Origin of the sequence: Aerococcus sanguinicola, from assembly GCF_008726925.1 — a bacterium.
Lineage (GTDB): Bacteria > Bacillota > Bacilli > Lactobacillales > Aerococcaceae > Aerococcus.
In genome coordinates this window covers 179,823-193,642 of sequence record NZ_VYWO01000003.1, presented here as the reverse complement: position 1 = coordinate 193,642, position 13,820 = coordinate 179,823, and the positions used below count along the sequence as shown (strand labels likewise).

15 protein-coding genes are annotated in these 13,820 nt (G+C 49.1%); 6 read left to right on the top strand and 9 right to left on the bottom strand.

Annotated features, from left to right (window positions below):
- Nucleotides 1–38: 38 nt before the first annotated feature.
- Both F6I03_RS06195 and yidC read left to right on the top strand, forming a co-directional pair.
- Nucleotides 39–311, top strand: a complete 273-nt coding sequence (locus tag F6I03_RS06195) for an acylphosphatase (protein ID WP_070429997.1) — start codon at nt 39–41, stop codon at nt 309–311.
- 67 nt (nt 312–378) lie between these two features.
- Entirely contained in the window at nt 379–1,308 is a 930-nt protein-coding gene (gene yidC, locus F6I03_RS06190) for a membrane protein insertase YidC (RefSeq protein ID WP_070429996.1), read from the top strand.
- A gap of 75 nt (nt 1,309–1,383) precedes the next feature.
- Here the strand turns inward: yidC and F6I03_RS06185 are convergent, their stop codons facing one another.
- Both F6I03_RS06185 and F6I03_RS06180 read right to left on the bottom strand, forming a co-directional pair.
- Nucleotides 1,384–2,502, bottom strand: coding sequence for a sensor histidine kinase (locus F6I03_RS06185; RefSeq protein ID WP_070429995.1), 1,119 nt, complete (start codon nt 2,500–2,502; stop codon nt 1,384–1,386).
- Nucleotides 2,499–3,203, bottom strand: a complete 705-nt coding sequence (locus F6I03_RS06180) for a response regulator transcription factor (protein WP_070429994.1) — start codon at nt 3,201–3,203, stop codon at nt 2,499–2,501. Before F6I03_RS06180 ends, F6I03_RS06185 begins: the two co-directional genes overlap by 4 nt.
- Before the next feature lie 131 nt (nt 3,204–3,334).
- Between F6I03_RS06180 and F6I03_RS09780 the strand changes: the two genes are divergently transcribed.
- Nucleotides 3,335–3,475 (top strand): hypothetical protein, encoded by a 141-nt coding sequence (locus F6I03_RS09780; RefSeq protein WP_168160449.1) that lies wholly within the window; start codon nt 3,335–3,337, stop codon nt 3,473–3,475.
- 438 nt (nt 3,476–3,913) lie between these two features.
- Here F6I03_RS09780 and thiI read toward each other — a convergent pair whose 3' ends face one another.
- The 7 genes from thiI to F6I03_RS06145 form a co-directional block, all read right to left on the bottom strand.
- Nucleotides 3,914–5,140, bottom strand: coding sequence for a tRNA uracil 4-sulfurtransferase ThiI (thiI, locus tag F6I03_RS06175; RefSeq protein ID WP_070429993.1), 1,227 nt, complete (start codon nt 5,138–5,140; stop codon nt 3,914–3,916).
- 8 nt (nt 5,141–5,148) lie between these two features.
- Nucleotides 5,149–6,300, bottom strand: a complete 1,152-nt coding sequence (locus tag F6I03_RS06170) for a cysteine desulfurase family protein (RefSeq protein ID WP_070429992.1) — start codon at nt 6,298–6,300, stop codon at nt 5,149–5,151.
- A gap of 75 nt (nt 6,301–6,375) precedes the next feature.
- Nucleotides 6,376–8,100 (bottom strand): septation ring formation regulator EzrA, encoded by a 1,725-nt coding sequence (locus tag F6I03_RS06165; RefSeq protein ID WP_070429991.1) that lies wholly within the window; start codon nt 8,098–8,100, stop codon nt 6,376–6,378.
- 197 nt (nt 8,101–8,297) lie between these two features.
- Nucleotides 8,298–8,912, bottom strand: a complete 615-nt coding sequence (rpsD, locus tag F6I03_RS06160) for a 30S ribosomal protein S4 (protein ID WP_067972024.1) — start codon at nt 8,910–8,912, stop codon at nt 8,298–8,300.
- A 209-nt stretch (nt 8,913–9,121) separates the two neighbouring features.
- Nucleotides 9,122–9,817: a 5'-methylthioadenosine/adenosylhomocysteine nucleosidase gene (locus F6I03_RS06155; protein ID WP_070429990.1), complete on the bottom strand. Its 696-nt coding sequence runs from the start codon at nt 9,815–9,817 to the stop codon at nt 9,122–9,124.
- Nucleotides 9,818–9,831: 14 nt separating this feature from the next.
- Nucleotides 9,832–10,224 (bottom strand): hypothetical protein, encoded by a 393-nt coding sequence (locus F6I03_RS06150; protein ID WP_070429989.1) that lies wholly within the window; start codon nt 10,222–10,224, stop codon nt 9,832–9,834.
- Nucleotides 10,217–10,774, bottom strand: a complete 558-nt coding sequence (locus F6I03_RS06145) for an NUDIX hydrolase (RefSeq protein WP_070429988.1) — start codon at nt 10,772–10,774, stop codon at nt 10,217–10,219. Before F6I03_RS06145 ends, F6I03_RS06150 begins: the two co-directional genes overlap by 8 nt.
- Before the next feature lie 168 nt (nt 10,775–10,942).
- On the opposite strand from F6I03_RS06145, the gene F6I03_RS06140 reads away from it, so the two are divergent.
- The 3 genes from F6I03_RS06140 (at nt 10,943) to F6I03_RS06130 (ending at nt 13,012) form a co-directional block, all read left to right on the top strand.
- Nucleotides 10,943–11,518, top strand: coding sequence for a 5-bromo-4-chloroindolyl phosphate hydrolysis family protein (locus tag F6I03_RS06140; RefSeq protein WP_070429987.1), 576 nt, complete (start codon nt 10,943–10,945; stop codon nt 11,516–11,518).
- A gap of 14 nt (nt 11,519–11,532) precedes the next feature.
- The gene (locus F6I03_RS06135) at nt 11,533–12,696 is read left to right on the top strand and encodes a toxic anion resistance protein (RefSeq protein WP_070429986.1); all 1,164 of its coding nucleotides are present in this window, start codon (nt 11,533–11,535) and stop codon (nt 12,694–12,696) included.
- A 67-nt stretch (nt 12,697–12,763) separates the two neighbouring features.
- Nucleotides 12,764–13,012, top strand: coding sequence for a GlsB/YeaQ/YmgE family stress response membrane protein (locus F6I03_RS06130; protein ID WP_070429985.1), 249 nt, complete (start codon nt 12,764–12,766; stop codon nt 13,010–13,012).
- The last annotated feature ends 808 nt before the right edge of the window (nt 13,013–13,820 follow it).

Sequence of the window (13,820 nt, the reverse complement as noted above, 5' to 3'; positions counted from 1 at the left end):
CAGGAAGCATGCTATGATTAAAGAAAGGAGGTTAGAAGATGTTAACCAGTAAACTTCGTATCAGCGGCCGGGTCCAAGGGGTCGGCTTCCGCTTCCATTGCAGCCAATTAGCCCGCCAGTGGGACTTAGGCGGCTCGGTAAAAAATGAAGCAGACGGTAGTGTGAGCTTGGTCCTCCAAGCCGATGCCCAGACCCGGGAAGACTTCCTCCAAGCCCTTGAGGAAGCCAATCCCTATGCCCGGATTGACCAGGTCGACCTTATCGCAGAAGAAGACTTAGATTTTAAAGATTCTTTTGAAACGCTTTATTGAAATCACTAGCTAGTTTCGATAGAATAATAGGGTAAGTTTTTTATCAAAGTTTAAAGGACGTGACATATTGTTTAACTCATTGACAGGCAAGCGGGCCAAGCTGCTTGCCTTGACGCTAACTAGTACGCTTTTACTAGCTGGCTGTGCCAACCCGAATAATCCGGACGGTTTTGGCTTCCGTTGGTTCGCCATGCCGATCAACCGCTTACTCAATTGGTTTGCTGATATCTTTAATGGCAATTATGGCCTGGCCATTATCACCATGACCATTTTGGTACGCTTGGTCCTCTTGCCACTCACCATGCGCCAGCTGAATTCCACCATGGAACACTCGGTACGGATGAAGGAATTCCAACCCTATATGAAGGAAATGCAGGAGCGGCAAAAGAACGCCGCAAGTGACGAAGAGCGGATGCGCCTGGCCATGGAGCAGCAAGAATTTCTCAAGGAAAACAACATTTCCATGCTCGGTGGGATGAAGGGCTGCCTGCCTCTCCTTATCCAATTGCCGATCTTCTCAGGCCTCTATGCGGCAATCCGCACCAGTCCTGAAATCAAGGCCTATACCTTCTTCGGGATTCCACTGGGAGAGCCTAGCCTACTCTTCGCTATCATCACGATTGCCCTCTATGCCCTACAGTCCTGGGTTTCCCTCCAAGGGATTCCAGAAGAGCAACGGGCCCAAATGAAGATGTCTATGTTTATGATGCCAGTGATGATGGGCTTCATTGTCTTCAGCGCCCCTGCCGGTCTGACCCTCTATTTCATTGTGTCAGCGCTCTGGGGTGTCCTCCAGTCCCTCTACACCAACTTCGTTTACCGGCCGCGGATTACCGCACGGATTGAAGCAGAGATGAAGGAGAACCCAATTAAGGTGAAGTCCAGTCCAAGACCTCAAGCTAAGGACGTTACCCAAAGTGCCAAGGCAGACCAGCCACGCCAAGTCAGCGACCGTCCGAAAAAACAACGGAACGCCGGCAAGCAAAAACGTCAATAAAGCTTAAATCAAGCTAAAATGAAATGCCTTAAAGCAGACCTAGTAAGCTGCTTTAAGGCATTTTTGTTTTAACGATTAGTCTTCGCCAGGGGCTGATAGCTCACTATCCTCCGTCCGCACCTTGTCGTCTACTTCTTCAGCCAAGGGCAGGCGAATATGGAAGATGGACCCACTATTCAAGGAGGATTCTACAAAGAGCTGGCCCTTGTAACCTTCAATCAACTGCTGGGCAATCGGGAGGCCGAGGCCATTGCCCCCTCTTTCGCGGGACCGGGCCTTGTCAACCCGGTAGAAGCGGTTAAAGATCTTATCTTGGTCTTCCTTAGAGAGCCCTTCCCCAAAGTCTTGGACAGCGATTTCCACATAACGAACAACATCGGTCGAAACGGTCAGGTGGATCAAGGGCGTATCCGTTGAATACTTGACCGCATTGTCCATCAAGATAATCAGACATTGCTCTAAATGATGGCGGTTAATGGCCACATAATAGGGCTTAGAGAGCTCATTATTCAAGATAAAGGTAAAATCAGGGTGGAGCATCTTAAAGTTCTCATAGACCTCCTCCACGACCATACCGGCATCCACCGCCTCATCCTGGTAGTGGATCTCGACCTGGCCGGCCCGTGATAAGTCAAGCATCTCTTGGACCAAGCCGCGCATCCGCTCAATCTCACTCAAGGCTGACTGGATGGATTCCTGTAAGATTTCCGGGTCATCCTTGCCCCAGCGGTTGAGCATCTTCAAATGGCCCTGGACAATAGCCACTGGCGTCCGCAGCTCATGGGAAGCATCCTCGACAAAATGAACTTGCTGGTCAATGTAATGGGTCATCCGATCCAGAAGTTGGTTGATCCCCAAGGAAATATCGGTCAGCTCATCCTGGCTGTCACGAATAAGGACCCGGGTATCCGCTATGCTCTTAAAGCTGATTTGATCCAGAGTAAATTTAATATCGCGAATCGGTTGGAGCATCCAAGACGCCGTCAGGAAACCGGCAACCCCCGAAGCAAAGAGGAGGAAAAAGGCTATAAAGCCAAAAGAAACCACCAATTCACCTGGACTTAAGATCACAATGGCAATTGGTACCAACATGGCGATGAGCCAGATAATCCCTGATAGGCAGAGCCCCCATTTCCAAAAAAGTGAAATTCGCTTTTTCTTCTTTTGGTCATCAGGTTGATTATCTAATCTCATTGTTCCGTCCTCATGACATAGCCCGTGCCGCGTACTGTCTGGATATAAGAAGGTTGGTCTTCGCGGTCAATCTTATTGCGCAAGTAACGGATATAAACATCCACGACATTGGTTTCAATTTCGGTTTCATAATTCCAAACCTTGTTGAGGAGTTCCTGGCGGGAGAGGACGACATTTACGTTCTCCATCAGGGTGACCAGGAGCTCATATTCGCGCTTGGTCAAGTCGATAATGTCGTCCCCCCGGTGGACAATCCGGTTCTCTTTTTCCACTGTGATATCCTTGAAGGTCAGCTTGGTTTGTTTCACTTGGAATTCACTCTCCGCAATGTTGATGCGACGGAGTAAGGCCCGCATCCGAGCGAGGAGCTCTTCAATCGCGAAAGGCTTAACAATATAGTCATCTGCCCCTTGGTCCAAGCCTGAAACCCGGTCGATAATCGAATCGCGGGCCGTCATCATAATGACAGGGGTTGTCTTCTCATGGCGCAAGCGGCGGCAAACTTCCACCCCATTGATCTCTGGCAGCATCAGATCCAGTAAGATAATGTCCCAGTCTTCTTCTAGAGCAGCCTTGAGCCCCGTGCGGCCATTGTAGCAAGTTTGGACTTCATAACCTTCATACTTCAACTCCAATTCAATGAAGCGAGCCAAATTCTTCTCATCTTCAATAATTAATACGCGTGTTGCTTCTTCACTCATTCCATTCACACTCCATCTCCATAGTATTTAGTTTTTGTGAAAAATATTCCTTAAGCAATTCATATATCCCTATGCTATAATAAAAAGCGTACAGCTTACAAGAGAAAGCGAGGTTTCTTATGCCACAGCACATGCCAAAATCAAAAATGTACGATAAGAAAAAGAAGAAAAAACGTCGCGGCCAAATTTTAATCTGGATCGGACTCATTGCGATCATCGGCTCCGTGGTCTTCGCCACCGCCATGGCACTCTACGGCTACTACGCCGGGTAAAGGTAAGGGTGTGAGGGCTAGCGGGAGAAATAGACCTCTGGAGCAAAGAGCCAGAGAAGACTGCAAGTCTTCGGCGGATCTTTGTGAAGAGGAGCTATTTCTGCTAGCCCGAACCCAACTAAAGGGTGTGAGCAAGAGCGTTTAGACTTGGATGCTTGGAGTAAGTTGGGATAAGGGCAAGCCACGCTTGCACGTTCCCAACTTGCGAAAGCACTTCAAGTCTGCTCTTGCGAACCCAACTAAAGGGTGCGAGTAAAGGCGCCTAGAAAGGGATGACTGGAGGCAAAGCGGATAAGAGCGGCTACAAGCCGATCGTTCCACTTTTCTGAAGTCACTCCCTTTCTGCCTTTACGAACCTAACTAACACACAAGGACTGGGAAGATCCCAGTCTTTTTTTGTTCCCGACTTTTGTCACACTCTCTTAGTCTACTCCTATTTTACAACAAATCTTCAAATTCATCTGCAAAATGCTCAGCTTCTCGCACCTGGTCCTGCCACTCAATCCGTTCAAACTTCGTCTGGTCAACAGCTGCTTGAACGAGCTCATCAATGGCCAAACGCTGCTCCAAGTATTCCACCTCGTCCAAGTGGGGCTTGGTCTTAGGAGATGGAGGGGCAAAAACCGTACAGCAATCTTCGTAAGGTAGGATAGACAGATCATAAGTATCGATCTTTTCAGCAATATCAATGATTTCAAGCTTATCCATGGTCACTAAGGGGCGGAGGATAGGCGTCGATGTGACGTCATTGATGGTGTACATACTCTCCAAAGTTTGAGAAGCCACTTGCCCTACCGATTCCCCATTAACAATGGCTAAGCCGTCATATTGGTCGCGCAAGGCATCCGCTACCCGGTACATCATCCGCCGGGTTACCGTCATCAGATATTCTTTAGGGATTTTTTCTTTAATTTCTTCCTGGATTTCGGTAAAAGGTACCTCTAAGAAGTTAATCCAAGCAGAGAAGCGGCTGAGCTTGCCCGCTAACTTCTTAGCCTTCTCCAGGGCTTGGGGGCTGGTATAGGGAGGCGACGCAAAGTGGAGGGCCGTCACCCGGATGCCCCGCTTCATGGCTAGGTAACCGGCTACTGGCGAATCAATCCCCCCCGATAGCATGAGCACAGCTTTGGCACTCGAACCCACTGGCAGGCCACCCAGTCCAGGCAGCCAGTCCGTTGACAGGAGGAAGTCCTGTTCGCGCACCTTCACTCTTAAGCTTAGATCAGGTTGCTTTAATTGGACCTTGAGCTCGGGATAGGCTGCCCCCACATGAGCGCCGAGTTCCCGGTTAATGGCATTGGTATCTAAGCGATAAGAATGGTCCGAGCGCGACGTAGCAATCTTAAAGGTCTTAATTTCTGACTTGGCCATTTCCTGGGCAACTACGTCAAGGGCAACTTCCTTTAGCTTGTCAAAGTCGCGTTCGATAGACAAAGCCGGGCTATAGGATTGGATGCCGAAGACGTCCTGCAGGCGTTCAAGGACGAGCTCTTGGGGGGCATCATCCAGGTGAAGAAACATAAAATCATGTTGTTGGCTCACTTTGACTTGGGGATAGTCATAGAGGGCACGCTTGATATTATCCGATAGTATGCGGATGAAGCGGCGCTTGTTCTTGCCCTTGATGGACAATTCCCCATAACGGATCATAATAATTTTTTTCATAGGACCTCCTATTGAATTTTGGCGAATTTGTGAAGCAAACGACGGTAGACGGCAATAAAGCTTTCGATTTCGTCCATCCGGTTATCCTGGCCGAAGCTCAGACGGATGGCACAGCGGGCAAGACTTGGATCGACCGGCATGGCCGCTAGGGTGGACGACCCCTGTTGGCTCTTCCGGCTAGAGCAGGCGCTGGTCGTTGATACATAGATCCCCTCTTCTTCCAAGGCATGGACCATCACCTCTCCGCGGACACCTTTGAGGGCAAAGCACAAGATATGGGCTGCCCCATCCTCGGGACTGAAGACAGTGACTTGGTCGGCTTCTTCGGCCAAGAATTGACGGAGACGGTCTTGGAAGCTTTGGTGTCTAAGCTTCTCCTCAGCTGCTCCTTCCTGGGTCAAGCGCATGGCCTTAACCGTCGCTACAATAGCGGGCAGGTTCTCCGTCGAGCTTCTGAGCAAGTGCTCTTGTCCCCCACCATCGAGTAAGGGGAGGATCTGCCGGTTAGCTTTCTTATATAGGATACCACATCCCCTGGGCCCATTGAACTTATGTGCTGAAAAACTCATTAAATCGACCCGGTCGTGGATCAAAGGACGTGGTGTCTTCATGAAACTCTGCACCCCGTCGACATGGAAGTGGATGCTGGGATAGTCTTCTAATACTTCAGCAAGCTGGCTAATGGGCTGCTGGCTGCCAATTTCGTTATTGATGGCCATGATCGAAACTAGAGTGGTATCGGGACGGATGGCCGACTTCAAGTCTTCTGGGTTAATTTTGCCCGTTTGGTCCACCGGTAAATAGGTCACATCAAAGCCCTGTTTCTCTAAGGCGTGCATGGTATTCATAATGGCCGGGTGTTCGACTTGGCTCGTGATCAAGTGCTTGCCAGCCCCTGCCTTCTCCAAAGCGGTCCCTTTGACCGCCCAATTATCGGATTCTGTGCCTGAACCCGTGAAGAAGACTTCTTCTGGTGTGCAGCCTAGGATAGTCGCCGCCTGCTTACGGGCGGATTCCAGGAGGCGGTGGGCTTGATTACCCAAGGCATGGAGGCTGGAGGGGTTGGCATAGTAAGTCTGCATAGTCTTCAGCATGGATTCAGCTGCTTCTGGAAAAATCTTAGTGGTGGCACTGTTGTCAAAATAAATCGTTTTTGACATGACATTAGCTTCCTTTCTCTTAAAACAGTGAACCCTCTCCAGATGTCGCCGATCGGGAGAGGGAACTTGACGATTCTAATAATTATACTTGGCCTTATCTGCGCGGTAAATTTTTTCAATTTCGCTTTGGGCTTGGCTGTCGAATTTCGACACACCATCCACAATCGCCTGGTAGGCTCCTTGGTAGTCATAGCGCTCATTGAAGAGGTAGTGGGAGTAGTCCACGGCATCGTTAATCTCAGGATGACTAGCCCGGTAACGGTTGGCATATTGGATGGCGGTTTCGGTCAAGCGCACATAGTCGAGTGTTTTCTCGATTTCCGTATCCAAAAACTCAATATCCTCAGCAATTATTTGATTTAAACGGTTAATCTCATCCATATCCAGCTTGACCCGGTTGAGTTTGGATCGCATAGCATCCAGGGTATCCTCACAGGCAAAGAAGCGGTCCAAGTAGCTAGCGTCTAGACCTGGTAGGTGGTATTGGCTAACCTTACGCTTGATATTGCGGAGTTCTAACTCATAGAGGTAGAGCTGGTCGCGGGCTTCCCGTTCCTGTTGCTTGAGTCCAGCGAGTGAAGAAACAATCTTTGACTGGCCCTTCTCGATCTCAGACAGGGTGTCGTAGCTATCCCGGTAGCGGGTCTCCATATCGGTATAGGCAATGGTATGGTTGCCTTCCTGTTGGTTGCTATAGTCGATGGTTTCTTGCAGGCGGTCAATCTGGTCGGCATAGTCCCGCATCTGGGACATTTCGCTACCAGAGAGTTGGTAGTTCTGCGCTACCCGGTCAATCTCTAAGATCGCGTAGCGGTTGGACTGGTGGACCTTGGTCAGGGCTTGCTGCATGGCCCCCTGGTTGGCGCCAATATACTGCTTGGCGCGAAGTTCCGCTTCCATTAGCTCATAGGTCCGGTCAATCTGCACTTCAGCTCGTTCCATAATGGCTTGGGCTTCATCCAGATCAGCCCGGGCAATCGCTTCCTTGGCATTCGTGATGACCTTGTCCACTTGGTTGATCTCTTCAGGAATATCCACATCCATGGGGAAGCGGTAATCCTCTTCGAGCATGGCCTTGTAACCTTGGTTTAAGTCTTCATACTGGGCCATATATTCCTCATCGATCCGGGTCAAGAGGCTTGGAATCTCTTCCATCATTCCCTCTAAGGACTCAATGTCCGCTTGGATCTGCTCGAGGATCTCATGGGCCCCGATGAAGTCCCCATCATTCATTAGTTCATTATATTTGGTGAAATCTAACTCGATATAAGATAAATTCTTCTCTAAAGTTTCCTGGGAAGGTCCGTAAGCATAGCTATGGGCAAGCAATTGCTTGCGAATCTTAGCATAACGGTCATAGAGCTCTTCATGATAGGTCGCATTGGCCGCTTCCTGGTCTAGGAGTTTCTCCAAACGTTGGTTAATCCCCTCAACTTCCGTCCGCGCTTCCTGGATGAGGTCTTCGGCCTTATCCGACATTTGACGAGCTTTGATTTTTGAGAACAATTTATCTGTCGCGTCTTGGGCTGAGACAAGAACCGCTTCAATTTCTGGCAGCTTATACTGGGTGATGGTTTGCCAGTTGGCCTGTTCATTCTCGAGCGCCCGTCCGGTTTTACCTGTTACATTCTTATTCTTGATCGTATAGAGTTTGTCAGCAACCGGAATCGCCATGATTTCTTGCTTCTGCTCATCCAGTTCCTGATTGGTCTTGGTCTGCTTCTTACTTAAATAATACAGTATCCCATAGCCGATGAGCACAATCAGAATCACGACGAGCAATGCGATTAATAGCTCCACATTCGCTCCTCCAATTCATTAATAATTTATCATGTCTTACATTCTTATACTCATAAATTATAGCAGAAAAAAGCCCCTAAGCCTAGGGAGAGTCCATAAAAAGGCCCAGGTCTCCTCTTCTTTCTCGCTTGGAAAGATTTTATCCGACAAAAAAGGAGCCAGCCAGGCTAGCTCCTTTATAGCGATTAAGCTTAAAATTAAGATAATTGGTTGTAGTATTCAACGACGAGTGATTCATCGATATCTGGGTTCATTTCATCACGTTCTGGATAACGTGTTAATGAGCCTTCGAATTTCTCTTCATCGAATGATACATAAGGGACGTGGCCGTATAAACCTTCAACAGAATCCTTGATCACTTGGATTTCTTTAGATTTTTCGCGAACGCCGATTACTTGGTCAACATCCACTAAGTAAGAAGGGATATCCACGCGCTTGCCATCAACTAAGATGTGGCCGTGGGTAACCAATTGGCGAGCTTGGCGACGAGTTGAAGCCAAACCTAAGCGGTAAACCATGTTGTCTAAACGGCGTTCAAGTAAGATCATGAAGTTAACCCCGAGCTTACCTTCTTTAATTTTACCAGCTTTAACGAATAAGTTATGGAATTGTTTTTCAGTCATCCCATAGATATAACGTAATTTTTGTTTTTCTTGTAATTGTAAACCGTATTCAGAAAGGCTCTTACGACGTTGGTTAGGTCCGTGTTGGCCTGGTGCGTAAGGGCGACGGCTTAATTCTTTACCTGTACCTGATAATGAGATCCCTAAACGACGGGAAACTTTCCATGTTGGTCCTGTATAACGTGACATTGATGAATTCCTCCATATAAATTAATTATTGGAGTAAAATAAGTCATTCAGTTGATCGCATTCGTGCAGTCCGCTCCTTGGCTTTCTCCTATTGCAGCCGCGGATACTTGCTTCACCATTGTGGGAGGACTGTTGACGAGCTTGCTTCAACTGTGCTGCATTATTTTACACAAAAGCTATCTTATCAATCTTTCAATAGAATGTCAAGGCTAATCTTCTAAATAGTTGCCGATAAAATCGAGAGTGAGACGGGCACTCTTAGGGCCCACTTCACTGATAAACTGATCAAAATCAATGGCTGCATCCTGCGCCGCCGTATCCGACATCACGCGCGCAATGAGGAAGGGCCGGCCGAACTGGTGGGCCACATGGGCAATGGCTGCCCCTTCCATCTCTGTACAGAGAGCGCCGGGTAACTTAGAGGCAATATCCTCCACTATAGCAGGGCTAGCAACGAAACGATCCCCTGAGACCACGAGGCCCCGGCGGACAGCTTCGCCCTGGTCAGCCAAGCATTGCTCAAAGCGGGCGAGATAATGAGAATCTGCTTGGAAACGAGCAGGCAGGCCTTCAATCTGACCATAAGCCTGGTCAAAAGCTGTCATATCGACATCATGGTAGGCGGCTTCCTGGGCTAAGACCAAGTCGCCGACAGCTAGGTCCTTGGCTACTGCCCCTGCTGACCCATTATTGATAATCAGGTCTGGCTCTTCCATGGCGACTAAGGTCGTCGCTAAGGCCGCGTTGACTTTGCCTATGCCACATTGGGCGATAGCCAGGTCATGGCCTTGGTAGTGGCCGTGCCAGAGATGAACCCCTGCCCGTTCAGAGGCTTCGAGGTCTGGAATAGCATCCAAATAGTAGCTAATTTCTTTCGACAAGGCGGCAACAATGGCAATTTTCATTTCTTTAGAACCTCCTATACAAATAAGGCAATTAGAGTGACAATGACAATCCCTAAGAGGCTAAGCCCAATTCCCCAGTTCAGGTAGTCGTCAATCGGCCGGGGCTCCACTTCTTCAGTCGTCGAATCATCTAGCTGCTGGGCAGCTTGACCCTGACGCCAGTGCCAGCTCTTGCCCCGGTCTGAGGACTGGGCAGCTTTGGCCTTGGCCTTAGTTTGAGGCCGCTTATTGGTCTGGGAAGACGGCTGGGCTTTTTTTCTCGGCTTTTCCTCCCTAGCTTGCGGCTTCTGCTGCGCTTGCTTGGAGCTTTGGCCCGCCTCCTGCTTGGCTTCTGCTAGGGCCTTTTCTCTTTTCTTCTTCTGGTATTTGCGGTAAGACTGTCGGGTAATTAAAGGATCTTTAGCCATGTTTTCCTTCCTTTAAGATTTTATTTTCTAAGTATTGGAGGGCATAGATGGTCTTCATATCACAGATGTCCCCACTAGCCTGAGCTACCTTGGCTTCCTCTAGGCTCATGCGGAAGACTTCGATATGTTCATCGTCATCTTGGGGGCGGGGATTGCTGACTGGGGTCAAGTCCTGGCAGCTATAGATCTGCAAGTATTCATCTAAATAACCGGGAGACACATAGAACTTATCTAGTGTCTGCCAGTTGTCAGCTTGCAGTTGGGTCTCCTCTTCCAGTTCCCGCTTGGCGGCAGCTAAGAAGTCTTCACCAGGGTCTACTAAGCCGGCTGGAATTTCAAGAATGGGACGCTCAATGGCCTTGCGGAATTGTTTGACCAATACCAAGCGCTGGTCCTCATCCACCGCAATGACTCCAACGGCTGGTGCATGGTGGATAATTTCGCGATTGGCTTTTTCACCATTGAAGATCTCCACTTCCTGCTTCTCCAGGGTCAACAAGCTGCCCTCATAAATGACCTCACTGCTTACTGTCTTTTCACCGAATTCCATGACCGACCATCCTTTCACAAAAATATCACTTTATATTATACATGGAAAATTATAAAAATTCTTCTAAATCCACTCTTCCCTTCCCTAGGCAAAGTCATCCCTAAGACGGATGGGCTAGCGGCTATTCCTTGTTATAATACCATTAAAATTAGTAAAGAAGGCGATTCAATGAAGAAAATATGCAAAAGAGCCTGGGACCAGGTCCTCTACAGTCCCTTCAATGTCTTCCTCATTCTAGCGGCTTGGGGCTTAGAGCTCAAGTTCTGGCCGACCCTAGCCAGTATTCTGTTGGTTAACTTTGCCATCTGCTACTACCTAGAAGCTAAAAAACGCGCCCCTCGTATCTCGCGCAAGAACTACCAACACTATAAGGACCACGGTCTTAGCGACCAAGACATCCACTACTTCCGCCAAGAGATGGCCGCTTGCCTGGATCAAATTGAACGGATCCTCCCCCTCATGGTGACTAGGGACAGCAGACGCTACCGGGCCCAAGACCAGGTTAACTCCAAACAGATTAAAGCCTACTTCCATGCCATCCAGCAACAGCCCCACTTGCTAGCTGATTCAGCAGACTTTCGCTATCAGCTTCTCCCCCACTTGGAGAAAGAACTCCGCCACTACCAAGCCTTAGACTCTGCTGGGGAAGACGCCGATGAACGAGCGGCCAGCCGGGACAGACTCGACCAGGTCAACCAGGAAATTAAAGCATCCTACCAAGACTTTCTCAAACTCAGTATATAGAAGGAGTGTTGTTAATGACTCAGAATAATTTTTCCAATGATTTCGACGATTTATTGGCCCAGCCCTTTGCCCTTGACCAAGAAGACAATAGCCTCGAAGCAAGTCCCCACAAGCAAGAAGCCAGCCTCTTCGACCGCCTATCCGACAAAGAAAAGCAACAAGCCCAGGCCATGGCCAAGATGATCGATGAAAAGAACTTATCCGGCTTGACCGCTTACGGCAGCAAGGCCCAGTCTAAACTCAACCAATTCTCCCACGCCATGATTGACCAAGTGCGAAATAAGGATACCGGCGAAATTGGAGTCAGCTTGCGCCAACTCATGGACCGCTTAAATGAGAGCGAATTGAACAAGCTCCAACAGAAAGAAAGTAACCCTATCAAGCGCTTCTTTAATCGGTCGAAACTTTCTCTCTATGAGGCCAATGCGAAGTTCCAACAGGTTGCCGTCCAAGTCGATCAAATTGCGACCCAATTGGACCAGCACCAAGCCCAACTGCTCAAGGATAACCAGGACCTCGACGGCCTCTACGATGAGAACTATGAATTCTTCAAGGTTCTCAATATCTATATCGCAGCAGCCCAGCTCAAGTACCAAGAGTTGGAAGAAGAAATCATCCCAGCAAAGATCCAGGAAGCTCAGGCAGCGGATAATCAGATGGTCGCCCAGGAACTCGCTGACCTCCGCCAATTTGCCAGTCGGCTAGAGAAGCGGATCTACGACCTCAAGCTCACCCGCCAGGTTTCTATCCAACAAGCCCCTCAGATCCGCCTGATCCAAAATACCAACCAGGCCTTGGCTGAGAAGATCCAGTCCTCGGTCCACACCGCCATCCCCCTCTGGAAGAACCAAATGGCGATCCAGCTCTCCCTCCAGCGGCAGACTGACGCCCTCAAGGCCCAACAAGCAGTGTCTGACACGACCAACCAACTCCTCCGCCAGAATGCGGATATGCTGGAACAATCAAGCTTGGAAATCAGCCGGGAAAATGAGCGTGGAATCGTCGATATCGAAACACTGGAACATGTGCAAAAGAGCCTGGTCCACACCATCGAAGAAACCTTCCAAATCCAACAAGAAGGACGGAAGAAGCGGCAAGAAGCAGAAGGCCGGCTCATCACCATGGAAGACCGGCTCAAAGAAAGCCTGCTCAAGGACATGGACCGGCGCCGGGCCTAGGTCCAGTCCTATAAATTGCCTCTAATACACGAATGTATTATAATTAAGATATAAAAAAAGGAAAGGAATGAATCATATGCTTTGGACACTTATCTGGGGCGGTATCGTTGGTGCAATCGCAGGATGGATTGCCGGTAAAGATATCCCATTTGGAATTATTGGTAACATTGTTGCTGGTTTAATCGGCAGCTGGATTGGTGGTAAATTGCTACCAGTCTTCGGTCCAGTTTGGGGAGGAATTGCGATTATTCCATCCATCATCGGCGCCGTTATCTTAGTCATCTTAGTTTCTTGGCTCATGCGTCGCTTCGCTTAAGCAAGCGGACAAGCTAAGAAAAGAGAAGGCCGTGCCTCGAGGGCATGGCCTTTTTTTGTAAGGGTGCGAGGGCGCGCGGGAGAAGTGGACCTCTGGAGCAAAGATCCAGAGAAGACTGAAAGTCTTCGACGGAGCTTTGTGAAGAGGAGCCACTTCTGCGCAACCGAACCCGACTACAAAGGGTGTGAGCAAAAGCGTTCAGAAAGGGATGACTGGAGGCAAAAGGGATAAGAGCGGCTAACAGCCGGTCGTTCCCTTTTGCTGAAGTCACTCCCTTTCTGCCTTTGCGAACCCGACTATAAAGGGTGCGAGAGGATGCGGGAGAAAGGGACCTCTGGAGTAAGAGGCCAGAGAAGGCTGAAAGCCTTCGACGGACTTTTACGAAGAGGAGCCCTTTCTGCATCCTCGAACCCGACTAAAAAGGGTGTGAGGGCGCGCGGTTAGCTTCCTTTCACTGGAGCAAGTCACCAGAGCAGTCTCACAGACTGCGGCGGAGACTTGTGAAGTGACAAGGAAGCTGCGCAACCGAACCCGACTATAGGGTGTGAGGGACGCGCTTAGACCTGAAGAGCGATGAGCATCCATTTCGCTTTTGAATTTGACCATTAAATGGTTAGCAGTTCGAGGACGGCTAGTGCCGTCTCGTACTTTAACCGTACGTCGCTTTGCTCCTACGGCTAAAGCAGCACCGGCTCGAGCCAAGGTCTCTCACCTAGCGAGACTCAAAGTTAGAGTGTGACAGAAGTCGTTAAGCTCTGAACCACTGGAGCAAAGGCTGGAAGAACCTTGTCAAAGGTTCAGCCAACCT

Bases quoted from the DNA above. Each gene is read 5' to 3' on its own strand.
- F6I03_RS06195 (WP_070429997.1), top strand. From the start codon at position 39: ATGTTAACCAGTAAACTTCGTATCAGCGGCCGGGTCCAAGGGGTCGGC.
- F6I03_RS06185 (WP_070429995.1), bottom strand. From the start codon at position 2,502: ATGAGATTAGATAATCAACCTGATGACCAAAAGAAGAAAAAGCGAATT.
- F6I03_RS06180 (WP_070429994.1), bottom strand. From the start codon at position 3,203: ATGAGTGAAGAAGCAACACGCGTATTAATTATTGAAGATGAGAAGAAT.
- F6I03_RS09780 (WP_168160449.1), top strand. From the start codon at position 3,335: ATGCCAAAATCAAAAATGTACGATAAGAAAAAGAAGAAAAAACGTCGC.
- thiI (WP_070429993.1), bottom strand. From the start codon at position 5,140: ATGAAAAAAATTATTATGATCCGTTATGGGGAATTGTCCATCAAGGGC.
- F6I03_RS06170 (WP_070429992.1), bottom strand. From the start codon at position 6,300: ATGTCAAAAACGATTTATTTTGACAACAGTGCCACCACTAAGATTTTT.
- rpsD (WP_067972024.1), bottom strand. From the start codon at position 8,912: ATGTCACGTTATACAGGACCAACATGGAAAGTTTCCCGTCGTTTAGGG.
- F6I03_RS06155 (WP_070429990.1), bottom strand. From the start codon at position 9,817: ATGAAAATTGCCATTGTTGCCGCCTTGTCGAAAGAAATTAGCTACTAT.
- F6I03_RS06150 (WP_070429989.1), bottom strand. From the start codon at position 10,224: ATGGCTAAAGATCCTTTAATTACCCGACAGTCTTACCGCAAATACCAG.
- F6I03_RS06145 (WP_070429988.1), bottom strand. From the start codon at position 10,774: ATGGAATTCGGTGAAAAGACAGTAAGCAGTGAGGTCATTTATGAGGGC.
- F6I03_RS06140 (WP_070429987.1), top strand. From the start codon at position 10,943: ATGAAGAAAATATGCAAAAGAGCCTGGGACCAGGTCCTCTACAGTCCC.
- F6I03_RS06135 (WP_070429986.1), top strand. From the start codon at position 11,533: ATGACTCAGAATAATTTTTCCAATGATTTCGACGATTTATTGGCCCAG.
- F6I03_RS06130 (WP_070429985.1), top strand. From the start codon at position 12,764: ATGAATCATATGCTTTGGACACTTATCTGGGGCGGTATCGTTGGTGCA.